The 26,528-nt window shown below is 70.4% G+C and carries 22 protein-coding genes and 1 pseudogene; 17 read left to right on the top strand and 6 right to left on the bottom strand.

Going from position 1 to position 26,528, the window contains the following annotated elements; translation table 11 throughout:
• Positions 1 to 156 precede the first annotated feature (156 nt).
• The 6 genes from ectA to OG395_RS38615 all read left to right on the top strand — a co-directional run bounded on the left by ectA (position 157) and on the right by OG395_RS38615 (position 6,220).
• Complete coding sequence (ectA, locus tag OG395_RS38640; protein WP_376342335.1) at positions 157 to 621, top strand: diaminobutyrate acetyltransferase; 465 nt, start codon at positions 157 to 159, stop codon at positions 619 to 621.
• A gap of 55 nt (positions 622 to 676) precedes the next feature.
• Positions 677 to 1,945 carry a diaminobutyrate--2-oxoglutarate transaminase gene (gene ectB, locus OG395_RS38635; protein WP_327247074.1) on the top strand — a complete coding sequence of 423 codons (1,269 nt, stop codon included), beginning with the start codon at positions 677 to 679 and terminating at the stop codon, positions 1,943 to 1,945.
• A gap of 55 nt (positions 1,946 to 2,000) precedes the next feature.
• Positions 2,001 to 2,399, top strand: a complete 399-nt coding sequence (locus OG395_RS38630; RefSeq protein ID WP_327247073.1) for an ectoine synthase — start codon at positions 2,001 to 2,003, stop codon at positions 2,397 to 2,399.
• A gap of 3 nt (positions 2,400 to 2,402) precedes the next feature.
• A complete protein-coding gene (gene thpD / locus OG395_RS38625) occupies positions 2,403 to 3,296 on the top strand; it encodes an ectoine hydroxylase (RefSeq protein ID WP_266987068.1) in 894 nt (297 codons plus the stop codon).
• A gap of 94 nt (positions 3,297 to 3,390) precedes the next feature.
• Positions 3,391 to 4,413 carry a VOC family protein gene (locus OG395_RS38620; RefSeq protein ID WP_327247072.1) on the top strand — a complete coding sequence of 341 codons (1,023 nt, stop codon included), beginning with the start codon at positions 3,391 to 3,393 and terminating at the stop codon, positions 4,411 to 4,413.
• Between the two features lie 103 nt (positions 4,414 to 4,516).
• Positions 4,517 to 6,220 (top strand): ISAzo13 family transposase, encoded by a 1,704-nt coding sequence (locus OG395_RS38615; protein WP_327242291.1) that lies wholly within the window; start codon positions 4,517 to 4,519, stop codon positions 6,218 to 6,220.
• A gap of 139 nt (positions 6,221 to 6,359) precedes the next feature.
• Here the strand turns inward: OG395_RS38615 and OG395_RS38610 are convergent.
• Positions 6,360 to 7,879: pseudogene (locus tag OG395_RS38610) on the bottom strand (beta-galactosidase); the annotation flags it as partial.
• Positions 7,880 to 7,893: 14 nt separating this feature from the next.
• Between OG395_RS38610 and OG395_RS38605 the strand changes: the two are divergent.
• Complete coding sequence (locus OG395_RS38605) at positions 7,894 to 8,691, top strand: carbohydrate ABC transporter permease (RefSeq protein ID WP_327249591.1); 798 nt, start codon at positions 7,894 to 7,896, stop codon at positions 8,689 to 8,691.
• 42 nt (positions 8,692 to 8,733) lie between these two features.
• Entirely contained in the window at positions 8,734 to 9,786 is a 1,053-nt protein-coding gene (locus OG395_RS38600; protein WP_327247071.1) for a LacI family DNA-binding transcriptional regulator, read from the top strand.
• 23 nt (positions 9,787 to 9,809) lie between these two features.
• Here the strand turns inward: OG395_RS38600 and OG395_RS38595 are convergent, their stop codons facing one another.
• Complete coding sequence (locus OG395_RS38595) at positions 9,810 to 10,880, bottom strand: alkene reductase (RefSeq protein ID WP_327247070.1); 1,071 nt, start codon at positions 10,878 to 10,880, stop codon at positions 9,810 to 9,812.
• 147 nt (positions 10,881 to 11,027) lie between these two features.
• Here OG395_RS38595 and OG395_RS38590 point away from each other — a divergent pair, with 147 nt between their 5' ends.
• Complete coding sequence (locus OG395_RS38590) at positions 11,028 to 11,522, top strand: MarR family winged helix-turn-helix transcriptional regulator (RefSeq protein ID WP_327247069.1); 495 nt, start codon at positions 11,028 to 11,030, stop codon at positions 11,520 to 11,522.
• 20 nt (positions 11,523 to 11,542) lie between these two features.
• On the opposite strand, the gene OG395_RS38585 is transcribed toward OG395_RS38590, so the two are convergent.
• Positions 11,543 to 12,604, bottom strand: coding sequence for an aminotransferase class V-fold PLP-dependent enzyme (locus tag OG395_RS38585; RefSeq protein WP_327247068.1), 1,062 nt, complete (start codon positions 12,602 to 12,604; stop codon positions 11,543 to 11,545).
• Positions 12,605 to 12,704: 100 nt separating this feature from the next.
• Positions 12,705 to 13,424, bottom strand: a complete 720-nt coding sequence (locus OG395_RS38580; RefSeq protein WP_327247067.1) for a DsbA family oxidoreductase — start codon at positions 13,422 to 13,424, stop codon at positions 12,705 to 12,707.
• Between the two features lie 887 nt (positions 13,425 to 14,311).
• Here OG395_RS38580 and OG395_RS38575 point away from each other — a divergent pair.
• The 3 genes from OG395_RS38575 to OG395_RS38565 are packed head-to-tail and all read left to right on the top strand — an operon-like array spanning position 14,312 to position 19,389.
• Entirely contained in the window at positions 14,312 to 15,253 is a 942-nt protein-coding gene (locus OG395_RS38575) for an ABC transporter ATP-binding protein (protein WP_327247066.1), read from the top strand.
• Positions 15,250 to 16,632 carry an ABC transporter permease gene (locus OG395_RS38570; RefSeq protein ID WP_327247065.1) on the top strand — a complete coding sequence of 461 codons (1,383 nt, stop codon included), beginning with the start codon at positions 15,250 to 15,252 and terminating at the stop codon, positions 16,630 to 16,632. The genes OG395_RS38575 and OG395_RS38570 overlap by 4 nt, the downstream gene beginning before the upstream one ends.
• A gap of 6 nt (positions 16,633 to 16,638) precedes the next feature.
• A complete protein-coding gene (locus tag OG395_RS38565) occupies positions 16,639 to 19,389 on the top strand; it encodes an alkaline phosphatase family protein (RefSeq protein ID WP_327247064.1) in 2,751 nt (916 codons plus the stop codon).
• Positions 19,390 to 19,934: 545 nt separating this feature from the next.
• Here the strand turns inward: OG395_RS38565 and OG395_RS38560 are convergent.
• Together OG395_RS38560 and OG395_RS38555 are read right to left on the bottom strand one after the other, a co-directional pair.
• Positions 19,935 to 20,540 (bottom strand): DUF1349 domain-containing protein, encoded by a 606-nt coding sequence (locus OG395_RS38560; protein ID WP_327247063.1) that lies wholly within the window; start codon positions 20,538 to 20,540, stop codon positions 19,935 to 19,937.
• The gene (locus OG395_RS38555; protein ID WP_327247062.1) at positions 20,537 to 22,060 is read right to left on the bottom strand and encodes an aldehyde dehydrogenase (NADP(+)); all 1,524 of its coding nucleotides are present in this window, start codon (positions 22,058 to 22,060) and stop codon (positions 20,537 to 20,539) included. The genes OG395_RS38560 and OG395_RS38555 overlap by 4 nt, the downstream gene beginning before the upstream one ends.
• 134 nt (positions 22,061 to 22,194) lie before the next feature.
• Between OG395_RS38555 and OG395_RS38550 the strand changes: the two genes are divergently transcribed.
• From OG395_RS38550 to OG395_RS38530, 5 genes are all read left to right on the top strand, one after another.
• On the top strand, positions 22,195 to 22,965 hold the full coding sequence (locus OG395_RS38550) for an IclR family transcriptional regulator (protein WP_037691667.1): 771 nt from the start codon (positions 22,195 to 22,197) through the stop codon (positions 22,963 to 22,965).
• 3 nt (positions 22,966 to 22,968) lie between these two features.
• Entirely contained in the window at positions 22,969 to 23,448 is a 480-nt protein-coding gene (locus OG395_RS38545) for a GNAT family N-acetyltransferase (RefSeq protein ID WP_327247061.1), read from the top strand.
• Positions 23,449 to 23,544: 96 nt separating this feature from the next.
• A complete protein-coding gene (locus tag OG395_RS38540) occupies positions 23,545 to 24,570 on the top strand; it encodes a hypothetical protein (RefSeq protein WP_327247060.1) in 1,026 nt (341 codons plus the stop codon).
• Positions 24,567 to 25,817, top strand: coding sequence for a sensor histidine kinase (locus OG395_RS38535; RefSeq protein ID WP_327247059.1), 1,251 nt, complete (start codon positions 24,567 to 24,569; stop codon positions 25,815 to 25,817). The genes OG395_RS38540 and OG395_RS38535 overlap by 4 nt, the downstream gene beginning before the upstream one ends.
• Positions 25,814 to 26,473, top strand: coding sequence for a response regulator transcription factor (locus OG395_RS38530; protein ID WP_327247058.1), 660 nt, complete (start codon positions 25,814 to 25,816; stop codon positions 26,471 to 26,473). The genes OG395_RS38535 and OG395_RS38530 overlap by 4 nt, the downstream gene beginning before the upstream one ends.
• The last annotated feature ends 55 nt before the right edge of the window (positions 26,474 to 26,528 follow it).

Genomic DNA, 26,528 nt, shown 5'->3' with positions numbered 1-26,528 from the left:
GCACGCGCCCGCGTGATAACACACGGGCCCCTTCCACCCAACCGTCTGCGTCGATGCAATTTCAGAATTTGCTGGGTAAATTCAATTCGCATGACCGCCGCACCAGCAGATTTTGCACGTGCCCGAAGCGAATTCCTCACCATCGACACCCCGCGAGTGGAGGACGGAGCCGCGATCTGGCGTATCGCCCGTGACTCCGAGGTCCTGGACCTCAACTCCTCGTACAGCTATCTGCTGTGGTGCCGTGACTTCGCCGCGACCTCCGTGGTCGCCCGCGACGAGACCGGCGAACCGGTCGCCTTCGTGACGGGATACATCCGGCCCGACCGCCCCGAGACGCTCGTCGTCTGGCAGGTGGCCGTCGACCACGGCCACCGCGGGACCGGGCTGGCCGCCAAGCTGCTGGACTCGCTGACCGCGCGGGTCGCCGCAGTGCAGGGCCTGGCCTCCGTCGAGACCACCGTCACGCCGGACAACACCGCGTCCGACCGGCTGTTCACCTCCTACGCACTCCGCCATGACGTGGCTCTGGAGCGCGAGGTGCTGTTCGACGGCGAGCTGTTCCCCGAGGGGACGCACCTGCCGGAAGTGCTCTACCGCATCGGTCCGTTCCACGCCTGAGCGCGGCGAAGACCGCACCGCCGCCCTCCCACCCCCCTCAAGCAGGAGATCCCCTGTGACCATCACCCCGCCTGCCCTGAGCGTCTTCGAGACCCTGGAGTCGGAGGTACGGAGCTACTGCCGCGGCTGGCCCGCCGTGTTCGACCGTGCGCAGGGCTCCCGGCTGACCGACGAAGACGGCCACACGTACCTCGACTTCTTCGCCGGTGCCGGATCCCTCAACTACGGCCACAACAACCCGGTTCTGAAGCGTGCGTTGATCGACTACATCGAGCGCGACGGCATCACCCACGGCCTCGACATGGCCACCACCGCGAAACGCTCCTTCCTGGAGACCTTCCAGAACGTGGTGCTGCGCCCGCGCGACCTTCCGTACAAGGTGATGTTCCCCGGCCCGACTGGCACCAACGCGGTCGAGGCCGCGCTGAAGCTGGCCCGCAAGGTGAAGGGGCGCGAGTCGGTCGTCTCGTTCACCAACGCCTTCCACGGCATGTCCCTCGGCTCTCTCGCCGTCACCGGCAACGCCTTCAAGCGGGCCGGGGCCGGTATCCCGCTGGTGCACGGCACGCCGATGCCGTTCGACAACTATCTCGACGGCCAAGTCCCGGACTTCCTCTGGTTCGAGCGGCTCCTCGAGGACCAGGGGTCGGGTCTCAACCAGCCCGCCGCCGTGATCGTCGAGACGGTGCAGGGCGAGGGCGGCATCAATGTGGCGCGGCCCGAGTGGCTGCGGGCGCTGGCCGATCTGTGCCACCGCCGCGACATGCTGCTGATCGTCGACGACATCCAGATGGGCTGCGGCCGTACGGGCGCGTTCTTCTCGTTCGAGGAGGCCGGCATCACGCCGGACATCGTCACGCTGTCCAAGTCCATCAGCGGATACGGACTGCCCATGTCGCTCTGCCTGTTCCGCCCGGAGCTGGACATCTGGGGACCGGGCGAGCACAACGGCACCTTCCGCGGCAACAATCCCGCGTTCGTCACCGCCGCCGCCGCCCTCGACGCCTACTGGGCGGACGGCCAGATGGAGAAGCAGACCCTGGCCCGCGGCGAACAGATCGAGCAGGCACTGCTGGCGATCTGCGACGAACACGCCCCGCTCGGCACTCGGTTCCGCGGCCGCGGCCTGGTCTGGGGGCTGGAGTTCACCGACGTGTCGCGCGCCGCCGCGGTCTGCGCCCGCGCCTTCGAACTGGGGCTGCTGGTGGAGACCTCCGGTCCGCGGAGCGAGGTCGTGAAGCTGCTGCCGGCCCTGACCGTCACCCCCGAGGAACTGGACGAGGGCCTGCGCACGCTGGCCCGTGGCGTCCGCGAAACCGTCTGACACCCCGGCGCGCAGAGACACCGAAGAGAAAAGAAGAGAAAGGCACCGACTCACCGTGATCGTCCGATCGTTCAGTGACATCGAGAACACCGACCGGCATGTGAAGGCCGCCTCCGGCACCTGGGAGAGCAAGCGCATCGTGCTCGCCAAGGAGAAGGTGGGCTTCTCGCTCCACGAAACCGTGCTGTACGCGGGCACGGAGACGTCGATGTGGTACGCGAACCACATCGAGGCCGTGTTGTGCACCGAGGGCGAGGCCGAGCTCACCAACGACGAGACGGGCGAGAAGCACTGGATCTCCCCCGGCACGATGTATCTGTTGAACGGGCACGAGCACCACACGCTGCGCCCGAAGACCGACTTCCGCTGTGTCTGCGTCTTCAACCCTCCCGTCACCGGACGGGAGGACCACGACGAGAACGGCGTCTATCCCCTGCTGACCGAGGAGGTCTGAACGATGACCACCGATGTACGCGCCGACCTCTATCCCACCCGGGGTTCCGCCGAGCTGATCACGCCCCGCCAGGACCCGGTCATCTGGTCGGCGCCCGGCGCCCCGGGCCCGGTCGCCGTGAAGGACCTGCAGGGCTTCGAGCGTGACGGCTTCCTCACCGTCGACGAGCTGATCACACCCGCCGAGGTCGACGGCTACCGGGCCGAGCTCGACCGGCTGATCGCCGATCCCGCGGTCCGGGCCGACGAACGCTCGATCATCGAGCCGACGTCGCAGGACATCCGCTCGGTCTTCGAGGTCCACCGGATCAGCGAGGTCTTCGCCCGGCTGGTCAGCGACGAGCGGGTGGTGGGCCGGGCCCGCCAGATCCTCGGCTCGGACGTGTACGTCCACCAGTCGCGGATCAACGTCAAGCCGGGCTTCGGCGCTTCGGGGTTCTACTGGCACTCGGACTTCGAGACCTGGCACGCCGAGGACGGTCTGCCGCACATGCGGGCGGTGTCCGTGTCGATCGCGCTGACCGAGAACCACGACACCAACGGCGGGCTGATGATCATGCCCGGTTCGCACAAGTCGTTCCTCGGGTGCGCGGGCAGGACGCCGAAGGACAACTACAAGAAGTCGCTGAGGATGCAGGACGCCGGCACCCCGTCCGACCAGGCGCTGACCAGGATGGCCGACCGGCACGGCATCCGGCTCTTCACGGGACCGGCCGGTTCGGCGACCTGGTTCGACTGCAACTGCATGCACGGCTCGGGGGACAACATCACCCCGTACCCGCGCAGCAATGTCTTCATCGTCTTCAACAGTGTGGAGAACGCCGCCGAGGAACCGTTCGCGGCGCCGGCCAGGCGCCCGGAGTTCATCGGGTCGCGGGACTTCTCGCCGGTGGGATGAGGCGGTGACGCGGTGGGCGGGGGTGGCCCGGCCGTCCCCGCCCACCGGCACAATCGGGTGGACCCGGTCGTCCGTCAGCAGCGAGAGTGAGGGCATGACTTCACTCGTACGACACGTCACCATCGACTGCGCCGACGCCTACAAGCTCGGTAGTTTCTGGGCCGAGGTGCTCGGTGCGCAGCTGTCCGACGAGGATCGGCCCGGTGATCCCGAGGCACTCGTCGAGACCCCCGGCGCCGCACTGCTGTTCATTTCGGTACCCGAGCCCAAGGCCGGCAAGAACCGCGTCCACCTGGACATCCAGCCGCAGGACCGTACCCGTGACGAGGAGGTCGAGCGGCTGCTCGCCCTCGGCGCCACTCTCGTCGGCGACCACCGCAAGCCGAACGGCCGGGGCTGGGCGACGCTCGCCGACCCCGAGGGCAATGAGTTCTGCGTGGAGTGCAGCGCCGCGGAACGGGCCACGCTGACCGCGACCCGGCTGCCGGTCACCGCGGACGACGTGACCACCGCGGTCCATCTCTCGCTCGCCGCGCTCCGTGAGGTTCCGGAGGACCACTGGCGGGCGCCCGCCGGGACACTGGAGTGGGACTCCTGGGAGACCGTGGAGCATCTGAACGATGATCTCTTCGCGTACGCAGCCCAGTTGGGCCCGAAGAAGCCGCCGCTCGACCGCGAGGTGCCGTACCGCTGGGGAGCGGAGCGCAAGGGCGGCCCGGCCAACGCGATCTTCGCCAACCCCGACGCCGGTGCGGTCGGACTGCTGCAGACCCTGGAGGCGAGCGGGGCACTGCTGACCGCGATGGTACGGACGACCCTGGCGGATGTCCGTTCGTTCCATGCGTACGGGATCTCGGACCCGGAGGGCTTCGCCGCGATGGGGATCGTGGAGACCCTGGTGCATACGCACGATGTCGTTCGGGGCCTGGACATCTCCTGGGCGCCGCCCGCCGATCTGTGCGACCGCGTACTTGCCCGGCTGTTCCCGGACGCCCCGAATGACGCCGACCGGTGGACCGTGCTGCTCTGGTCCACCGGTCGCGCCGAGCTGCCCGGGCGTGAGCGCGTCAGCTCGTGGAAGTGGCGGAGCGCGCCTCTGGACACGCCTGCTTCCTGACGACCTGGTGCGCGAGGGAGCCCGCTCCCTGTCGTGCACCAGGCCGTAAGGGCTCGCAGAGAATCAACGTGTTGCTTCCGGCGATGCGGCTCGTTGATGTGGTATGGGCATAACGCAGGAGATTCGAGATCAACTGAGTGCGAAGTTCGGGGTGTTGTTCCCGCATCTGGACGAGCGGCAACAGCGTCTGCTGATGGGAGCCGAGGCCCGGCTCCTGGGACACGGCGGGATCCGGGCCGTCGCCCGGGCAGCCGGGGTCAGCGAGGCGACGGTCCGCAAGGGCGTCTATGAGCTGGAGGCTGGCGAAGGGCCCCTGGGGCGGGTCCGCCGGCCCGGCGGCGGACGGAAGAAGGCCGCCGACCTGGACGCGGGACTGCGTCCCGCACTTCTCGCCCTGGTCGAGCCGGACATGCGCGGGGACCCGATGTCGCCGCTGCGGTGGACGACCAAGTCGACCCGGAACCTGGCCGGCGAGCTGACGCTTCAGGGACACAAGGTCAGTGCCGACACGGTCGGTGACCTGCTGCGGGAGGCGGGCTTCAGTCTGCAGGCCAACTCCAAGACCGTCGAGGGCAAGCAGCACCCGGACCGGGACGCCCAGTTCCGCTACATCAACGACCGGGCCAAGGACCACATCAGCTCCGGAGATCCGGTGATCAGCGTGGACAGCAAGAAGAAGGAACTGGTCGGCCAGTACAAGAACGCCGGGCGGGAGTGGCAACCGGGGGGCGAGCCGGTCAAGGTCAAGACGCATGACTTCCTGGACCGGGAGGGGCCCGGCAAGGCGATCCCGTACGGGATCTACGACATCGCGGCGAACACCGGCTGGGTCAGCGTCGGCACCGACCACGACACCGCCGCGTTCGCGGTGGAATCCATCCGCCGCTGGTGGCAGGCCCGCGGCCGACACGATTACCCGCACGCCACACGGCTGCTGATTACCGCCGACGCGGGCGGTTCCAACGGCTACCGCACCCGCGCCTGGAAGAGTGAACTCGCTGCCCTGGCCGCCGAGACCGGCATGGACATCACAGTCTGTCACCTACCGCCGGGCACATCGAAGTGGAATCGGATCGAGCACCGGCTGTTCTCCCACATCTCCATGAACTGGCGCGGCAGGCCCCTGAGCAGCCATGACGTCATCGTGGAGACGATCGCGGCGACCACCACCCGCACCGGACTGACGGTCGAGGCCCGCCTCGACACCGACAGCTACGACACCGGCGTGAAGGTCAGCGATGCCCAGGTCGACGCGCTGGCGATGAGCCGGCACCGCTTCCACGGCGACTGGAACTACACGCTCCATGGCGATGCCTGCCCGCCCCCACGCCAGGGCGCGGGCATGGAGACCGAAGCGCGGTCGCCCGAGCTCCCGAATGACGTTGCCGCCGGCTCGCTCCGTGACCCGGAGCTGACCGGCATGACCGATCCACAACTGGACGTTCTGGTCAGCGCGTTGATCCCAGCACTGGCACGACGACGAGAGCAGACTCGCCGCGAACGCCGGGGCGGTGAGCGCCAACGAGCACGCGGTGCGGGCGCCAAGGACAAGCTCTCCGACGAAGACCGCATCCTGGCCACCGTGCTCAGCCTTCGCAAGATTGGTACCCACGACCTGCTCGCCCAGCTCTTCGGCGTCACCGGGAGCACCCTCACGCGGGCAGTCCAGGAAGTACGGCCCCTCCTGGCCGAGCGCGACCACGCGATCCCGCCTTCAACCGCCAGGTTCCGCACCCCGGCAGACGTGGCCGCCCACCTCGGCAAGTACGGCAGCCGACCCCCATCAGAGATCAAACCAGCATGTTGATTCTCTGCGAGCCCTAAGGGCTGTCACCACCGCCGGCCTCGTCCGCCCCGGGTGGCCTTCCGTGCGCCTTTCCGTACATCGTCGATGTCCCTTCGACCGTTGCACGGGATGACGGGTTGGGGGGTCACCCGACGGGCTCTCAGCCGTCGAGGCGTACGACCCGGACCGCACCCGCCGGGACGGCGAGGTGGCCCGCGGTGTGCTCGCCGGTGAGGAGTTCGGTGCCTGCGGCTTCGAGCGGCACCTTGGTGTCGTCCCCGGTGTGATTGATCGCGAAGACATAGGTGCCGCTGTCGCCGGCGCGGGTGACGACCTCGACGTCGCGCGGGAGACCGGTGCGCGGCGCGATCCGGGCGTCGCCGCAGGCCCGGTCGAGGACGGCGTCGAGGTGGGGCCCGGAGAGCCGGGTGGAGACGTACCAGGCGGTGCCCTTGCCCAGGCGGTGGCGGGTGACGGCGGGGCGGCCCGCGGGAATGCCGTCGGCGTAGGACCAGACGGTCTCGGCGCCGCGCGGGATCACCACGTCCGACCACAGGTCACCGGTCAGCTCCGGGCCCTCGGCGGCGCCCTCGGGAGTGATCAGGCGGACCGTCCCGCCCTCGCCGAGCGGTGAGAACTCCTCGATGGTCAGGCCGAGTACGTCCCGCAGGGCGCCCGGGTACGGACCGGGGTGGACGGCGTCATGAGTATCGACGATGCCGGAGAAGTACGAGACGACGAGTGTGCCGCCGTTCTCGACGTAGGTACGGAGGTTCCGGCCGGTCTCCGCTGTGGCGAGGTAGAGGGCCGGGGCGACGACCAGCGGGTACGCGGACAGATCGGCGTCCGGGTGGGCGAAGTCGACGGTGAGGTGCCGGTCGTACATCGAGGCATAGAAGGTGTCGGCGCGCTCGCGGGCGTCGTGGTCCTCGCTCGGGCGCCATTCCAGCCCCTGCGCCCACCAGGACTGCCAGTCCCAGAGCATCGCCGCGTCCGCGACGGTGCGGGTCGAGCGGATGCCGCTGAGCAGGCCGAGATCGGCGCCGAGCCGGGAGACCTCGCGCCACACCCGGGAGTCCGTACCGGCGTGCGGCACCATCGCCGAGTGGAACTTCTCCGCGCCGCTGCGGGACTGCCGCCACTGGAAGAACATGGCCCCGTCGGAGCCGCGGGCGACATGGGCGAGGCTGTTGCGGGCCATCTCGCCCGGACGCTTGGCGGGGTTGCGGGGCTGCCAGTTGACGCCGCTGGTGGAGTGCTCCAGGAGCAGCCAGGGTGCGCCGCCCGCGACGAACGGGTGAGGTCGGCGGCCATCGCGAGGTTGACGTGGGTACGGCGGCCATCGGTGATGAGGTAGTGGTCGTTGGTGACGAGGTCGGTCTCGCGGCCCCAGGCCCAGTAGTCGACGGAGTCGCACTGGCTGAGTGCGGTCATGAAGTTGGTGGTGACCGGGATGCCGGGGGCGAGGCGGTGCAGGATGTCCCGTTCCATGCAGAAGTTCTCGCGCATGGTGGCGTCGGCGAAGCGGGCGTAGTCCAGGCGCTGGGCCGGGTTGGCGACGGTCGGGGTGGTGCGGGGCGGGTCGATCTCGTCGAGGCTGCGGTAGCGCTGGCCCCAGAAGGCGGTGCCCCAGGCGTCGTTGACGGCGTCGACGCTGCCGTGGCGGTCGGCGAGCCAGCGGGCCTTCCGCCGCCCTGCTGCTCGGCGCGCTCTACTGTCTGCTGCCGGTCGCCTGGGTCCTGGTCGCCTCGACCAAGTCCGGCCGTGAGCTGTTCTCCACCTTCACCTTCCTGCCGGGCACCGGCTTCACCCGGAACGTCGCCGATCTGTCGGCGTACCGCGACGGCGTGTACTGGAAGTGGATGGCCAACTCGGCGTTCTACGCCGGGGCCGGCGCCCTGCTGTCCACGGCCGTCTCCGCGGTATCGGGGTACGCCCTGGCCGTGTACCGGTTCCGCGGACAGGAGAGCATCTTCAACATCCTGCTGGCCGGGGTGCTGATGCCGCCGGTGATCCTCGCCATGCCGCAGTATCTGCTGCTGGCGAAGGCCGACCTGACGGACTCGTACCTCTCGGTCCTGCTGCCGGTGATCCTCTCCCCGTACGGGGTGTATCTCGCCCGGATCTACGCGGCGGCCGCCGTACCGGCCGATGTGGTCGAGGCCGGCCGGATGGACGGCGGCGGTGAGTGGCGGATCTTCCGCACCATCGCGTTGCCGATGATGCTGCCGGGTCTGGTGACCGTCTTCCTGTTCCAGTTCGTCGCGATCTGGAACAACTTCCTGCTGCCGTACATCATGCTCGGCGACGACGAGAAGTTCCCGGTCACCCTGGGCCTGTACACCCTGCTCCAGCAGGGCTCCAACACCCCAGCCCTCTATACCCTGGTGATCACGGGGGCGCTGCTGGCGATCGTCCCGCTGATCGCGCTGTTCCTGGTCATCCAGCGCTTCTGGAGCCTCGACCTGCTCTCCGGCGCCGTAAAGTCCTGACCGGGCCCCGCCAGGGCTTCATTTGATGAAGGATCATGCACCATGAGCCGCACAGAACAGCCCGGACAGCCCGGACCGTCCGGTACGGGACGCCGAAGGCCGCCGACCATTCACGACGTGGCACGGGAGGCCGGGGTCTCCCGCGGCACCGTCTCGCGGGTGCTCAACGGCGGCCACAACGTCAGCGCAGCCGCGCTCGACGCGGTCAACTCCGCGATCCGCAGGACCGGCTACACGGTGAACCGGCACGCCAGATCGCTGATCACGGGCCGCTCGGACTCGGTGGCGTTCCTGCTCACCGAGCCGCAGGAGCGGTTCTTCGAGGACCCCAACTTCAATGTGCTGCTGCGGGGCTGCACCACCGCTCTCGCCGCGCACGACATCCCGCTGCTGCTGATGATCGCGGGGACGGAGGCCGAACGCCGCCGGAACATGCGGTACATCGCCGGTCATGTGGACGGGGTCCTGCTGGTCTCCAGCCACTCCGGGGACCCGGTCGCCGCCCAGCTGCACGAGGCCGGGGTCCCGCTCGTCGACTGCGGCAAGCCGCTCGGGCAGGGCTCGAAGGTCAGCTACGTGGCGGTCGACGACCGGGACGGTGCCCGGGACATGGTGCGTTACCTGTACGAGTCGGGGCGCCGCCGGATCGGTACGGTGAGCGGCCCGCTGGACACCCCGGGCGGCGTCGAACGTCTGGCGGGCTACCGCGAGATGCTCGCCGACTGCGGGCTGCCCGCCGACGACGCACTGATCGTCCCGGGCGACTACAGCCGGGCGGGCGGCGAGGCGGCGGCCGCACTGCTGCTGGAGCGGGCCCCGGATCTCGACGCGGTGTTCGTCGCCTCCGACCTGATGGCGCAGGGCGTGCTCGCCGCTCTGGAGAAGGCCGGGCGCCGGGTGCCGGAGGATGTCGCGGTCGGCGGCTTCGACGACTCGCCCGCGGCGCTTGCGTCCCGGCCGGAGCTGACCACGATCCGGCAGCCGTGGGACCGGATCAGCGCCGAGATGGTACGGGTACTGCTGGCCCAGATCGGTGGGGAGGACCCGGCCGCGGTGATCCTCCCCACCGAACTGGTACGCCGTGATTCGGCGTGACCGCCGCGGCTACGGGACAGCTCTTACACGGCGTCCAGTGCCGGGTAGTCGACGTAGCCCTTCGCGTCCCCGCCGAAGAAGGTGGACGGGTCAGGGGTGTTGAACGGGCCGCCGGTCCTCAGTCGGGCCGGCAGGTCCGGGTTGGCGATGAACAGAGCGCCGTACGAGATGATGTCGGCGATCCCGTCATCGATCACCGAGTGGTCGTCCGGTCCGGTCGGCCCGTCCGTCAGCGCATTGATGACGAAGGTGCCGGAGAACTGCTTGCGCAGCGCGAGCGTCAGTTCGCGGATCTCCACCGCCTCCAGGACGTGCAGATAGGCGAGGCCGAGCGGCTCGATCTCCCCTACCAGCGCGGTGTAGACGGCGTCCGGCTCGGGCTCGTCGATGTCGTTGTACGGGTTTCCGGGCGAGATGCGCAGCCCGGTGCGCTCCGCGCCGATCTCGGCGGCGACGGCCTTGACCACCTCGACGGCGAAGCGGATACGGGCCTGCTCGGAGCCGCCCCACTCGTCGGTGCGCAGGTTGGTGTTGGGGGCGAGGAACTGGTGGATGAGGTAGCCGTTCGCGCCGTGCAGCTCGACCCCGTCGAAGCCGGCGTCGACCGCGTTGCGGGCGGCCGTCGCGAAGTCGGCTATGGTCTGCCGGACCTCGTCGCCGGTCAGTGCGCGCGGTGTGGTGAAGTCCTCCAGCCCCGTGCCGGTGTAGAGCTGTCCGGCGGGCTTGACCGGGGAGGCGCTGACGGGGGCGAGCCCGTCCGGCAGCAGGTCCGGGTGGCCGATCCGGCCCGCGTGCATGAGCTGGGCGAAGATCCGGCCGCCCGCCGCATGCACCGCGTCGGTCACCTTGCGCCAGGACGCGACCTGCTCCTCGCTGTGCAGACCCGGGGTGGAGGGGTAGCCCTGGCCCACCACCGACGGCTGGATGCCCTCCGTGATGATGAGGCCCGCCGAGGCGCGCTGGGCGTAGTACTCGGCGACGAGATCGGTGGCGGTGCCACCCTCACCGGCCCGGCTGCGGGTCATCGGGGCCATGGCGATGCGGTTGGCGAGCTGGGTGCCGGAGAGATCGATCGGGTCGAATGCGGTGGTCATGGGAGCCCCCAAAGAAAATTACATGGTCGGCCAAGTATTTCGGTCCTGCGTCACTGTAACGCATTAATTGGCCGACCAAGGTAAAGTGCGGAGCAAGCGCCGGAACCGGACCCGGACCAGGCCGGAGCACCGCCCCGAGGAGTCCCCATGAAGGCCGAACCCGTCGACCCCGCCTGTACCGAGCTGCCGAGCGCCGCCCGCGGCGGCCCGGTCAGTCATGCCGTCTCACGGGTCGCCCGGCTGCACCGGATCGCCGCGGGCAAAGCGCTCCGGGCAGCCGGCCTCTACCCCGGCCAGGAGTTCCTGATGATGTACCTGTGGGATGCGGGCGCGGTGCGCCAGTCGGAGCTGATCAAGGCGGTCGACCTCGACCCGTCGACCGTCACCAAGATGCTCCAGCGGCTCGAACAGGCCGGACACGTCCGCCGCTGCCCCGACCCGGACGACCGGCGGGCCGTCCTGGTCGAGGCCAGCGTCGGCAGCTGCGCGCTGCACTCCGATGTGGAGCGCGCCTGGACGGATCTGGAGGAGCACACGCTCGCCGGTCTGGACGCGGCGGAGCGCACCGAGCTGGCCCGGCTGCTGGCGAAGGTCGAGGAGAACCTCTGCCACCAGACCGAGTGCCGCCCGGATTCCTGCTGACCGGAAGCGGGCCGGGACAGTCAGCCCGCCAGCGCCTCCAGCGCGCGGTCCACATCGGCCTGCGTGTTGTAGAGATGGAATGCCGCCCGCAGATTCCCGGCCCGGGCCGAGACCGTGATCCCGGCCCGCGCCAGCGCGGGCTCCCGGTCGCCGAGCCCCGGCACGGCGACGATCGCGGTCCGGCCGGGCACCGGTTCGTGACCGATCCCGGCCAGTCCGGTACGGAACCGGGCGGCGAGCGCGGTGTTGTGGGCGTGTACGACGTCGATGCCGATATCGGCCAGCAGCGCGAGGGAGTGCTCGGCGCCGTGGTAGGCGAGGAAGGCGGGCGCCTCGTCGAAGCGGCGCGCGGTGCCGGCGAGCCGTCCGATCGGACCGTATGTGCTGTTCCAGCGGTCCTCGCCGGCCACCCAGCTCGCGAAGAGGGGCGGCAGGATCTCCTGCGCCTCCTCGGTGACCGTCAGGAACGACGTACCGCGCGGGCAGAGCAGGAACTTGAAGCCGCCCGTGACGGTGTAGTCGTAAGCCCCCGCGTCCAGCGGCAGCCAGCCCGCGGACTGGGTGGCGTCGAGCAGGACCCGGGCTCCGTGCGCGGCGGCTGCCGCCCGGACCGCGTCGAGATCGGCGAGGCGGCCGTCGGCGGACTGCACGGAGGAGAGGGCGACCAGCGAGGTCGTGGGCCGCACCGCCTCAGCCATGCCGTCCAGCGGGACGTACCGCATCCGCAGATCCCCGCGGGCCGCGAAGGGGCCGACGACCGAACTGAACTCCCCCTCGGGAACCAGCACTTCGGCGCCCGGCGCCAGCGAGGCCGCGATCAGACCGACATGCACGGCGACCGAGCTGCCGGTGGCGACCCGGTCGGGGCCGACGCCGACGAGCCCGGCGAACCGGACCCGTGCGGTGTCCACGGCGTCGAAGCTGCCCGCGCCCGGACCGGTGCCCGCGGCATTCTCGTCGGCGAGCGTCTTCACCGCCTCGACGGTGCGGCGGGGCAGCAGCCCGCAGCTGGAGGTGTTGAGATACGTGGTCTTGGGCGCAAACTCTGCGCCTACCGCCTGGCTGAGCGAGGAGATCTCCATACGCCCACCCTGAAGCCCCCTCAACTCATCGTCAATCACGAAGAATTGAGGGGTTCCCCCAAGCAGTGCTTATGTGTGTGGCCGGGCGGGGTGGAGCGGGTCAGCTCTGCCCGCCGGACTGCGGGACCTCGCAGGCCCCGTCGGCGTCACAGGCTGCCGCGTCCGAGCCGATCGCGGTCAGCGGACGGTCCTTCCACGCCTGCTCCAGCGCCTGCGCGAACACCTCGGCGGGCTGGCCGCCGGAGATCCCGTACCGCCGGTCGAGCACGAAGAACGGCACCGCGTTGGCCCCCAGCTCGGACGCCTCGCGCTCGTCGGCCCGCACCTCGTCGGCGTACGCCTCGGGATCGGCGAGGACGGCGCGCGCCTCATCGACGTCGAGCCCGGCCTCGACGGCCAGCTCGACCAGCACGTCACCGTCGAAGACGGACCGCTCCTCGGCGAAGTTCGCCCGGTAGGCGAGGCTCAGCAGCTCGTCCTGGCGGCCACGAGCCTTGGCCAGGTGGAGCAGCCGGTGGATGTCGAAGGTGTTGCCGTGGTCGCGGCCCTCGGTGCGGTAGCCGAGCCCCTCGGCCTGCGCGTTGGCCGCGACATTCGCCTCCATGGCCTTCGCCTCTTCCCGGGTGCGCCCGTACTTCTGCGCCAGCATGTCGATCACCTGCACGGTGTCGCCCTTGGCGTACGTGGGGTCGAGCTCGAAGGACCGGTGCACGACCTCGACCTCGTCGCGGTGGGCGAAGCCCGCCAGGCCCTTCTCGAAGCGGGCCTTCCCGATGTAGCACCAGGGGCAGGCGATGTCGCTCCAGATCTCGACGCGCATGTCTCTTCTTCTCTCCGTGTTCTCGTACGAACGGCTCGGGCAGCGCGGAGTCACTCTCCGCTCCGTTTTACAACGCAGGAGCGGACGCCCTGATTCCCCCGGTTGCCTACGGCCGGTCCTGCGCCGTCCGGGGACCATGGCGACGTGGACCGCCACGTCGATGTCCCGAGGACGGCTCCGCGGGCCCCCGCACTCCCAGACGCGGATGTGGAGCGGTTCGACGTAACTCACTCCGGATTCTCCTCCTGCTCCGGCGAGGGGACACGCCGCCGAGTGTGATCACAACCGGAGACAGGCCCTGGTTCACCGGCGCCACGCTCCCCACGACCGCGCCGGCCGGCAGCGGTGCCGGCCCCGCGCGCCCGGCCGTCCAGCCGCGCCGTCCCGCGCGGCGGACCGCACGAGGGCGGCGTGATCTGCTGTTCGTCTGCGGTCGGGTCTCGCGATGGGCATGCAAGTGCCTCTGGAGATCAGGGGTGTTGCCGAACCCGCCGCCTTCGACACCGGTGCAGTGCCCGCGCAGTGCGTCCCGGGCACGCTTCGTGCCGGTAGCGCACCGGATTGCGGGCACGGCACTTCGTACGGAGTCGGTGCATCCAGGTGTGACCCAAATCCGGCTGCTCGATGCTGGTTACTTCGTGCACACGGGACTTGTCGATGCCCTGTCGTGATCACGATCCAACTGGCGGCGATGCTTGCGACCGCACGTGCCCGGTGGCCCGGTGAGCTCTGCGATCCGGCATCGCAAAGGTGCGGTGACGGCTACCGGCGAGGCATCGGTGCAGCGTCTGCCGGTCGTTTCCCATTACACGAATATTCAACTGGCCGTCCCTGCCTGCGCTGTGCGCCGTCCCTAAGGTCCTTGAGGGTTTCGAAAGAAGGGGTTCATGGACACACGCATCGCCATCCGGGCTCGCGGGATCACGAAATGTTTCGGCGACGTCGTCGCGCTCGACGGCATAGACCTCGATGTGACGCAGGGGCAGATCCATGGCCTGGTCGGACCGAACGGCGCCGGGAAGACGACCTTGCTCGGCCTCCTGCTGGGGCTCGCGGTTGCCGACAGCGGTCGCCTCGAGGTCCTGGGCACACCGGTCGGGCGGGCACTCGACGCTCCCGACGGTGTCGCCGGCTTCGTGGACAGTCCCGCTCTCTACCCCTCGCTCACCCCACGGCAGAACCTCGCCGCGCTGGCCGCACTCCGCGGCCACGACGCGCGCACGGCGGAAGTCGACGACGTACTCGCCGAGGTCGGCCTCACCGGCGTCGCCGACGACCGCACCCGCGGCTTCTCCCTCGGCATGCGCCAGCGGCTCGGACTCGCCGCCGCCCTGCTGACCAAGCCCCGGCTGCTCGTGCTCGACGAACCGTCCAACGGCCTCGACCCGGCGGGCAAGAAGCACGTGCACGGTGTCCTCAACCGGCTCGCGGCCGACGGGACCGCCGTCGTGCTCTCGAGCCACAACATGGACGACCTCGAGGCGCTGTGCTCCGAGGTGACCATCCTCGCTGCCGGACGCGTCGTCTTCTCCGGCCCGCTGAGCAAGCTGGCCACCGACAACCGCGAACTCGACTACCGGCTGCTCACCTCCGACCCGCAGGCCGCCCGCCGACTGGCTGTCGAAACGGCCGGGATCCAGGTCGTCGACGACGCCGACGTGCGGCACGACGCCCGGACGCTCGTCGTGCGCGCGCAGGTGCCCGCCCTCGACGAACTGGTGGCGGGGCTGGTGCACGCGGGCATCGCGGTGCGCGAGCTCGCCCCCGTGGTGTCGCCGCTCGAAGCCGCGTTTCTCGCCCTCACCGAACAGCAGGAGGCCGGCCGATGACCGCGACCCTCACCCCGGGCCGGGAACAGGAAAAGGAACACGAGCAGGTGACCAGGGGCCCTCGCGTCCCCGTCACCCGCGTCTGTCGCTTCGAGTTCGTCAAGCTCGTCTCACAGTGGCGGATCCGCCTGCTCGTCCTCGCCTGCTGGATCGTTCCCGCCCTCTTCGTCGCCGGCGTGAGCCAGCAGGCCACGCTCCCCGTGGACACCCTCTTCGGGCGCTGGATGCACGCCTCCGGGTGGGCCGGGCCGCTGGTGATGCTCGGTTTCGCGGGGGCCTGGGCGCTCCCACTGCTGACCTCGATCGTGGCCGGTGACGTGTTCGCCTCCGAGGACCGACTCGGCACCTGGCGCCAGCTGCTCGTGGCGGTCCGCTCGCCTCGGCGGATCTTCGTGGCGAAGGCAGCCGCCAGCCTCACCGTCCTGCTGCTGCTCGTGGCCGGGCTCGCGGTCTCCAGCACGGTCGGTGGCCTCCTCGCGGTCGGCAACCAGCCGCTGGTCGGCCTCGACGGCCACCTCCTGGCGCCGTCGGACGCCGCCGTTCAGGTCCTGCTCTCCTGGATCTGCGTCCTCGCTCCGACCCTGGCGCTCGCCGCGCTCGGCTTCCTCGGGTCGGTCACGCTGGGACGCTCCCCGATGGGGCTGCTGGTGCCCGTACTCGTCTCGCTCGCGATGGCGGTCGCCCAGATGCTGCCGCTCCCCGTGGCCGTCCGGGTCGCCCTGCCCAGCTACGCCTTCATCTCCTGGAACGGGCTGTTCGCCGGCCCGCAGCAGCTCGGCCCGCTGCTGATCGGCATCGTCGTCAGCCTCGTGTGGGCCGTGGTCGCGACGGCGCTGGCCTATGTGCTCTTCGTACGGCGCGAATTCACCAACCCGACCCACGACGGTTCGGGCCGCCGCGCGATCACCGTCGGAGTCCTGCCGCTCGTCGGAGTGGCCGCCGTGTCGTTCGCGGTCGTCGCCGCGACGACCTCGGCGACGGGCTCCGGGATCGAGCAGGACAAGGTGCAGCGCTCGGTCGCCACGGCGTTCGCGCACCTGTACCGCATGCAGACCGACCAACTCAACCGACCCGCCGTCACCGAGGCCCAGTTGAAGGCCACGGCGGCGTGCAACAAGGGAAGCACCAGGGTCGCAGCGCAGGGCCCGGGCAACGACTGGCGCTGCGTCGTCACCTGGCATCTTCCCGGCGTCGAGGCCTCAGGACAGGCCATCTACCAACTCGACGTCACTCCGGACGGGCGGTTCATGGCCGATGGCGATGGACCTAAGGAAGTGAACGGCTACTTCCTGGTGCGGACCCCCGAAGGTGACGCACCGAACCCGCTGTGGCAGTTCGACGGCAACGTCGAGCTGCTCGACACCACCCCGAAGGGATAACACTCAATGCAGGTGACTCGCCGCCGCAAGCTCGCTGAGGAAGCTCGGATCAGCCTCCTCGGTAGACTCATCGGCCGCCGGATACCGCTGTTGACGGCCGGCACCACCGCCGTCGCTCTCGTGGTCGCCGGTACGGCGTTCGCGCAGACCCACCAGTTCGGCACGGACCAGGTCGGTCAGGTCACTGCCGACGGTCAGGTCGTCTCCGGCAACCAGTACATCGCCCCGTACGGCGACCGTCTTGTCATCAACGAGGGCAAGATCATGTCGTCCTCGGTCAGCCCGGACGGCACGCACATGGCCGCCTCGGTCACCGACGGTGGCGCGGCCCTGGCCATCGTGGACCTGAAGAACTGGAAGAGGCAGCAGCTCGTCAGCAACGCCGCGTCGTCCAACCCCCGCATCAGCAGCAACAACGTGGGCCAGGAAGGCCCGACGTACTCGCCCGACGGCAAGCAGCTGTGGCTGGGCCAGCCGGACGGCTACACCGTGTTCACCGTGAACGCGGACGGCAGCGTCTCCAGCCCGAGGACCGTCACCATCCCGGCTCAGGGTTCCAAGAAGGCCCTGGTGGGCGAGGCGGTGTTCTCGGCCGACGGCATGACCGTGTACTCCGCGGTCAACGGCCAGAACCGGGTCGTCTCCATCGACGCGGCGACCGGGACCATCAAGCAGAGCTGGGCCGTGGGCAACGCCCCGCGCGACATGATCGTCGTCGGCGACAAGCTCTACGTCAGCAACGAGGGCGGCCGCCCGGCCAAGCCCGGCGAGCCCACGATCAACTCGTACGGCACGCAGGTGCTCGCCGACCAGAAGACCGCTGCCACCACCAGCGGCACGGTCAGCGTCATCGACCTGGCGAACCAGGACGCCGCCCCCTCCAGCATCGAGGTCGGTCTGCACCCGACCGCCCTGTACGCCAAGAACGGGGCGCTGTTCGTCACCAACACCGCGACCAACGACGTGTCGGTCATCGACACGGCGAAGGACAAGGTCGTCCAGACCATCGCCACCCAGCCGTGGGCCGAGGCCTCGGTGGGTTACGAGCCCGACGCGGTGACCCTCACCGACGACGGTCACCTGCTGGTGACCCTCGGCCGTGCCAACGCGGTCGCCGTCTACAAGTACACCTCCGCGCAGGAGCCGGTGAGCTACGTCGGCCTGCTCCCGACGGACTACTTCCCGTCGGAGATCACCACCGTCGGCGACCAGGTCTACGTCTCCAACACCCGTGGTGTCGACGCACGCCGTAAGGCCAGCGGTCACGGCACCCACGACACGACGTCGAGCGTGCAGAAGTTCACGCTGCCCGACGACAGCGTGATCAGGTCCTACACCGGCAAGGTCTTCAAGCAGAACGGCTGGAACGGCCAGTCGCTCAAGAAGTCCGACGGCTCCCCGGCCAAGCCGGTGCCGGTCCCGGTCAAGCTCGGCGACCCCTCGACGATCAAGCACGTCTTCCTGCTCGTCAAGGAGAACCGGACCTACGACCAGGTCTTCGGTGACATGCCGGAGGGCAACGGCGACCCGTCGCTGGCGCAGTACGGCGAGAACGTCACGCCGAACCAGCACGCCCTGGCCAGGCAGTTCGGCCTGTACGACAACACGTACGACATCGGCACGAACTCCGCCGAGGGCCACAACTGGCTGATGCAGTCCGACAACCCGGAGTACACCGAGTCCTCCGCCGGTGAGTACACCCGCAGCTACGACACCGAGGACGACGCCCTCGGCCACCAGCGGACCGGCTTCATCTGGACCGGTGCGCAGGACGCCGGCAAGTCCGTCCGCAACTTCGGTGAGTTCCAGCAGTTCCTGACCAAGCCGTCGGGCGCGAGCTGGCAGAACCTGTACTGCGACACCAAGAACATGGCGGCGACCGGTCAGGACACCGCCTACCCGCTGAACTCGACCTCGCCGATCCCGTCGCTCAACGACGTGTCGGTGCACGGCTACCCGAAGTTCGACACCAGCGTCCCGGACGTCTACCGCGCCGAGATCTGGAAGAAGGACTTCCAGAAGAACGGTCCGGCGAACCTGAACATGTTCTGGCTCTCCAGCGACCACACCGGTGGCCCGGTGAGCGGTGCCGCCCAGGTCGCGGACAACGACCTCGCCGTCGGCAAGATCGTTGACGAGATCTCGCACAGCAAGTACTGGAAGGACTCGGCGATCTTCGTCGTCGAGGACGACTCCCAGGCCGGCACCGACCACGTCGACGGCCACCGCGCCCCGGTCCAGATCATCAGCCCCTGGGCCAAGCACGGCGCGGTGGACAGCCACTACTACTCGCAGATCAACATGATGCGGACCGTCGAGCAGATCCTCGGGGTCCAGCCGATGAACCAGAAGGACACCGCGGCCACCCCGATGGCTGCGGCGTTCACCCAGAGCCCGGACTTCACGCCGTTCACCGCGCTGCCCAACCGGGTATCGCTGACCGACGGTGTGAAGAACGGCGCGCCGTCCTGTGGTCTGGACACCCCCGCGGCGCAGAACCCGAAGGCGGAGGCCGTGCCGGCGGCCTCGGTGCCGGCGGACATGAAGAACGTCGCCGGCGAGTGGGACCAGTGGAAGTCGAAGCAGCGGCTGACCGGTCCCCAGGCCGTGCCGGACTACGCTCCCCCGGCGCAGATGAACCACTTGACCTGGTACGAGCGGTACAACTGGAAGAAGCCGTACCCGGGCGAGAAGAAGATCTACGCTCCTCAGGACGTGCCGGGCGCGTTCATCCCGTCGGCGGAGAACGACGGCTGACGTAGGCCGGTCAGCACAGCCTGATTGCGTGGAGGAGCCCCTGGCCGGCGTCGCCGCCGGCCAGGGGCCGCCTTCTGTCTCCTGTACGGCAAAGAGAGGCAGCCGGAGCGTGACGACCCATCGGGCAAGCGGCGGTGGAAACGGGGTGGCGCCGCCGCACCGTGCGGTGGGTGGTGGGCGGGGCCCCTCCGGGGCGTCTCCTCAGGACTGGCGCGGAAGCCGGCAACGCGGACGAACCCGGCACGTACGCCAGCATCTGCGGGGACTCCCCTGCACGGCCCCACCCAGGCATCACCCGCGCCCGCGACCCGGTGGAACGCATTGCCGCTGACGCGCGACGGCCGGTCCGGGGCCGTGCAGGGGAGTCCCCGCAGGACGACGAACGGATACCCGGGCTCCCCCGCGTACCCGCCGAACGTTCGTCGCCCGAGGAGACACCCCGGAGGGGCCCCGAACCACCCACGGGGGCAGGCGACGGAGCCACCACGGCCCAGGCCGACACCTCAAGCCCGTCCGGCGATTGAGGACAAAACCCCCGCCAGGGTTCAGCTGCCGTCGCGCAGGTCGTCGAGCCCGGACGGCCGGAACACGATCCGGTCGAACGACGCCCGGCAGCCCTCGCCGGTCGGCGACTGGACCAGGAAGCCGATGGCCGCCTGCTGCTCCGCGGCGCCGAGGGCGAAGGTGCGGACGAAGGTCCACTTCTCCCCGTCGGCGGAGGCGTGGAAGGCGTAGGCGCTGCCGGTGCGGCTGAGCCGCAGCCAGAAGCTGTCGCCGTCCACGACGAAGGAGTTGGCGTCGTCGGAGTGACCGCGGGTGACGACCGTACAGATGGTGGGGTCTGCCGGGGAGAACTCCAGGCAGAGTTTCGCCCACTCCCGTTCCCCGACGTGCAGATAGAGCACCCCGGCGTCGAAGGCGGCGGCGAAGCCGACCTTCACCCGGGCGATCAGCTGGAAGTCGCCGTCGGGTGCGGTGCCGAGCAGACGCGGTGCGTCGCTCACGGATGCGAGGCCGTCACCGCCCGGCGGTACGAACCGGTCCTGCCGGGCGCCCGCCCGGCCGGTCAGTGCGCCGCCCTCGTAGGCCCACTGCCCCTCGGGCCCGAACGGACGCAGCTCAAAGGGGAGTTCGGGCAGGTTCACCGTCACGCGCGACGCCCGTCGACGCGGCGCGGCAGGCCCAGCGGGTTGTCGTCGCGCAGCTCCGGCGGCAGCAGGGCCTCCGGAGTCGTCTGGTAGCTGACCGGGCGCAGCCAGCGCTCGATCGCGGTGGCGCCGACCGACGTGGAGGTGGAGGTGGTGGCGGGGTAGGGACCGCCGTGGTGCTGGGCGGGGGCGACGGCGACTCCGGTCGGCCAGCCGTTGACGAGGACCCGGCCGGCCAACGGGGTGAGGGCCGCGAGGAGTCCGGGGGCGTCTGCGTCGGCGCCCTCCGTGGCGATCTGGAGGGTGGCGGTGAGGTTGCCCGGAAGCCGGGAGAGGACAGCGGTGATCTCGTCCTCGGAGGCGTAGCGGGCGACGACGGTGACCGGGCCGAAGCACTCCTCCAGGAGCGCGTCGTGCGGTCCTGCGGCGGCGAGCAGCTGTGCCGGAACGGTCAGGAAGCCGGCGGAGACGGTGTGGTCGCCACCCGCGCCGGGGGTGACCGGGGCGTCCACGTCGGGGAGTTCGGCCCGTTCGCGTACGCCTGCGACGAAGGCGTCCCGCATCCGGTGGTCGAGCATGACCGCGGCCTCGCTGTCGCTGACCGACTCGGTCAGCGCCTTCAGCAGCCGGTCGCCGGTCTCGCCGGCGGGGGCCAGGACGAAGCCGGGCTTGGTGCAGAACTGGCCCGCGCCCATGGTCATCGAACCCGCGAGCCCGGCACCGATCTGCTCGCCGCGCTCGGCGGCGGCGGCCTCGGTGACGACGACGGGGTTGAGGGAGCCGAGCTCGCCGTGGAACGGGATCGGGGTCGGCCGGGCGGCCGCGGCGTCGAACAGCGCCCGTCCGCCACGGATGGAGCCGGTGAACCCGGCGGCGGCCACGAGCGGGTGCTTGACCAGCTCGACGCCCGCCTCGAATCCGTGCACCAGGATCAGTACGTCCTCGGGCAGCCCGACCTTCGCGGCGGCCCGGCGCAGCACGGAGGCGCAGAGCTCCGAGGTGGCGGGGTGGTCGGGGTGTGCCTTGACGACGACCGGGCAGCCGGCCGCCAGGGCACTGGCGGTGTCGCCGCCGGGGACGGAGAAGGCGAGCGGGAAGTTGCTGGCCGCGTAGACGGCGACGACGCCGAGCGGGATCTTGTAGCGGCGCAGGTCGGGCCACGGCGGGGTCCGGGTGGCGTCCGCGTGGTCGATGTGGATGTCGAGGAAGGCGCCCTCGTCGACGACCTCGGCGAACGCGCGCAACTGGGCGGCGGTGCGGGCGAGTTCACCGGTGAGCCGGGCCGGGCCGAGCGCGGTCTCGGCGTCGGCGGCCTCGATGACGTGCTCCCCGGCCTCGGTGAGCAGATCCGCCGCGGTACGCAGGAATGCGGCGCGTACGGTGCGGTCGGCGAGCGCATCACGTACGGCGTGTGCGGCCCGGACCGCACGATCGACCTCCTCCGCTGTAGCCTCCACGGCAACCTGCTCACGCGGGTTCCCGGTGCGGGGGTCGACGCTCCAGACTGGTGCTGTTGCCACCATGTTTCCTTCCGGTCCTCTGCCACACATCAGAAGTTGTTCGGTATTCTGAACAGAGTTCCTGATCGTGAATATGTAGGGACTCTATTTCCGGGCGTTCAGTGTTGGCAAGAAGTGGGCTGGAAGGGGCGAGGGCGATGTCGGTTGCCGAGTCAGGTGGGGCACAGGTCAAGTCCGCGGTACGGACGGTGGAGCTGCTCGAGTACTTCGCCGGGCGTCCCGGTATGCATTCGCTGGCGGCCGTGCAGGAGGCCGTCGGCTACCCCAAGTCGAGCCTCTACATGCTGCTGCGCACCCTGGTCGAGCTGGGCTGGGTGGAGACCGACGCGACAGGGACCCGGTACGGCATCGGCGTCCGGGCGCTGCTGGTCGGCACCTCGTACATCGACGGCGACGAGGTCGTCGCGGCCGCCCGCCCGACGCTCGACCGGCTCTCCGACGACACCACGGAGACCATCCACCTCGCCCGTCTCGACGGTACGAACGTGGTCTACCTCGCCACCCGCCAGTCCCAGCACTATCTGCGCCCCTTCACCCGCGTCGGCCGCCGGCTGCCCGCCCACTCCACCTCGCTCGGCAAGGCGCTGCTGGCCACCCACAGCGACGAGCAGGTCCGCAAGATGCTGCCGGAGACACTGCCCGCACTGACCGAGCACACCCTCACCGACCGCGAGAAGCTGATCGAGGAGCTGCACCTCATCCGCGAGCAGGGGTACGCGGTGGACCGCGAGGAGAACACCCTGGGGCTGCGCTGCTTCGGCGTCGCGATCCCGTACCGCACGCCGGCGCGCGACGCGATCAGCTGCTCGGTTCCGGTCGCCCGGCTCACCCCGGCGCATGAGCAGATGGTCAAGGACGCGCTGTTCGACGCGCGGGACCGGCTGACGCTCGCCACCCGCAGGCTCTGACCCGTGGGCGCGCCCGAGGTCACGCTGCGCGAGGTGCGCGACAGCGATCTGCCGCTCTTCTTCGCGTACATGTCCGATCCGGAGTCGGTCCGGACAGCCGCGTTCACCAGTGAGAACCCGGGCGACCGGCCCGCGTTCGAGGCCCACTGGGCGCGGATCCTGGACAGTCGCACCGTGGTGATGAGGACGGTGCTCGCCGACGGCGACGTGGTGGGCAACGCCGGGGTGTACGGGTCCGAGGGCGACCGGCAGGTGACGTACTGGATCGACCGGCCGCACTGGGGCCGGGGGCTCGCGACCGCCGCGCTCCGGGCGCTGCTGGAGGCCGTACCGGAACGGCCGTTGCACGCCCGGGCGGCGGCCGACAACGCCGGTTCGGTGCGGGTGCTGCAGAAGTGCGGGTTCACCGTCATGGGCAAGGACCGGGGCTTCGCGCACGCCCGCAGCGAGCTGACCGACGAACTGCTCTTCACGCTGGACTGAGAGCCTGTCGGGTGAGGGCCGTCTCCGCCGCGCGGCGGAGACGGATCGTCGCCGGGCAGGACGTGCGGGCGGACGGGGCGCGCGAGCGTGGATGTCATGACACAGACACCGACGGCGCCCGCCACCCGGACCGCACCGGCGCCGCCCGCGCCCACCGGCCGGACGCGCGCCGTGCTTCGCACCTTCGCGATCGCCGCCTGCCTGCCGTACATCTCGCTCAAGGCGGCCTGGATCGCCGGCAGTCACATCGGCGTCCCCGCCGACAGCACGCTGCTCGACCACCGCACCGCGATGCTCGTGGCCAACGGTGCGTCGATGCTGCTGGACTGCACGGTCGTGGTCCTCGCCCTGCTGCTCACCCAGCCGTGGGGGCGGCGGGTCCCGGCCTGGCTGCTCACCGTGCCGATGTGGGTGGCCACCGGGCTGCTTCTTCCGATCATGACCGGCTTCCCGCTGCAGCTGCTCGTGAAGGTGTTCGGCGGGACGACCGCCGGGTCCGGCGGGGACGGGCGCCCCTTCCTCGACGAGTGGGTCTACGGCGTCGTCTACACCGGCTTCATCGTCCAGGGCCTGGCCCTCGGCGCCCTGTTCGTCCTGTACGCCAGGGACCGCTGGGGTCATCTGTGGCAGGGCACGCTGAGCGACCTGCCACAGAGCCCGACCGAACCGGCGCTGCGGGTCGTCGCGGTCGTGGCCTCACTGCTCGCGCTCGTGCCCGGCACCGTCCATCTCCTCTGGGCGACCGGATCGACCGCCGGTCTGAACGAGACCCGGATCGCGGACCGTACGAGCGACTTCTACGCCCTCGAAGCGGTCTACACGGTGTTCACGGCCGTCACCGTCGCCGGTGTCCTGCTGCTCGCCCTCCGCCGCCGCGGTGCACTCGCCCTCAAGGTGCCGCTCGCGCTGGCCTGGGGCGGCTCCGGCGCGCTGGGCTGCTGGGGCGGCTATCTGTGCATCGTCGCGCTGGGCCCGGTCGACGACATCGCCGACCGGCCCGCGGCCGGGATGCAACTCACCTACGCTGTACAGATGCTGGTCGGGATCCTGGTCGCCGCCCTGGGCGCCTACTTCTTCGCGGAACGCGCTGCGGCGACGAAGCCCGCCGGGCCGTCCGCGTGACCCTGCTCCTCGGCCGGCGGGCCCGGCTGCGCTGGCTGCACCTGATCATCGGCGGCGCACTGCTGATGCCGTACTTCCTGGTCGGCACCGTGGTCGTCGGCATGTACAACCGCGACGGCAACGCCTTCAACTCGCTGCCGCTGCAACTGACCGCGTTCGCGTACGCCCTGCCGATGGCCGCGGTCACCGGTCTCTTCCCGCTCGCCCGACCGCTGTCGGTGGCCGCGGTCCGCGCCCTGTGCGGTGTCCCCGCGGAGCGGCTCGCCGACGGTCCGGCCAGGACCCGGCAGGCGAGGGTACGGACCGCGGGCTGGTTCACGCTGCATCTGGCGCTCGGCGCCGTCATCAGCGGGATGACGCTGGCGCTGACACCCTTCGCGGTGACCGTGATGACGCTGCCGTTCTTCTCCTCCGTACGGGACTCGGCGGTGCTCGATCTGCCCCGGGCACTGACCCGGCCGTGGGCGCTGGCCCTGGCGCCGTTCGCCGGTCTTACGATGCTGGTCGCCCTGGCCGGCTGCGCGGGGGCGGCCGGGGCGCTGCTGGCCCGCCGCGCTCCGGTGCTGCTGGGCCCGACCCCCGACGACCGGCTGGCCGCCGCCGAACGCCGGGCGGCCGACCTGGCGGTCCGCAACCGGCTGGCCCGGGAGCTGCACGACTCGGTCGGCCACGCGCTCAGCGCCGTGACGCTCCAGGCGGGTGCGGCCCGCCGGGTACTGGACAGCGACCCGGAGTTCGTACGCGAGGCGCTGACCGCGATCGAGGAGACCACCCGGCGCACGGTCGGTGAACTCGACTCCGTGCTGGGCCTGTTGCGACAGGAGGACGAGGGGGAGGACGGACTGACGGGACCGGCGCTCGACGCACTGGACGGGCTGCTGGCCCGCTGCGGGGTCCCCGTGTCGTACGTCGCCCGGGGCGATCCGGGCACGGTCCCCGCCGCCGTGTCCCGTGCGGCGTACCGGATCGTGCAGGAGGGGCTGAGCAACGCGCTGCGGCACGGCGGGCAGGCGGCAGCGGTGGAGCTGCGGATCGCGGTGTGCGACAAGGAGCTGGCGATCACTCTGGACAACCCGCTGTCCGGGCTGACACCGGTGGTGCGGCCCGGCGGCGGCCGCGGGCTGCGCGGCATCGCCGAACGGGCCGTCCTGCTCGGCGGCCGCGCCGAGGCCGGACCGCACGACGACGACAGGTGGCGACTGACGGCCCGGCTGCCCCTGCACATCCCCGCACAGGAGAAGCGATGAACACCGACATCCGGGTCGTGGTCGCCGACGACGAACGCATGGTCCGCACGGCCCTGCGCGTCATCCTCGACGCCGAACCCGGCCTGCGGGTCGTCGGCGAGGCGGCGACCGGCGCCGAGGCCGTCTCCGTCGTGCGGGAGCTGCGCCCCGATGTGGTGCTGATGGACGTACGGATGCCGGGGGTCGACGGGATCCGCGCCACCGAGCAGATCCTCGGCTCGCTCGACGCGCCCCCGCGGATCGTCGTCGTCACCACCTTCGAGAACGACTCCTACGTGTACGACGCCCTGCGCGCCGGAGCCGCGGGTTTCCTGCTGAAGCGCGCGGCGGCCGAGGACCTGGTCCAGGCGGTGCGGCTGGTCGCGCGCAGCGACTCCCTGCTGTTCCCGTCGGCGGTACGGGGACTGGCGGCCGAGTACGGCAGGCGGCAGACATCCGCCGCACCGCCCTGGGTGGCCCGGCTCACCGAACGGGAGGCGGAGGTACTGCGGCTGATGGCGGCGGGGCTGGCCAACGCGGAGATCGCGGAACGGCTGCGGGTGGGCCCGGCCACGGCGAAGACACATGTGGCGGCGGTGCTGGCGAAGACCGGAGCCAGGGACCGCACTCAGGCGGTGATCGCGGCGTACGAGTCGGGGTTCATCACGCCCGGCTGACCCGGGCCCCGTGGCGCGCAGTATGAAGAATCGGTGAGAAGCGGCACAGACGGGA

Origin of the sequence: Streptomyces sp. NBC_01320, assembly GCF_035974375.1 — a bacterium.
Taxonomy (GTDB): domain Bacteria; phylum Actinomycetota; class Actinomycetes; order Streptomycetales; family Streptomycetaceae; genus Streptomyces; species Streptomyces yanii.
The sequence above is the reverse complement of the archived record's forward strand: the minus strand, read 5'-3'. Positions and strand labels throughout refer to the sequence as shown.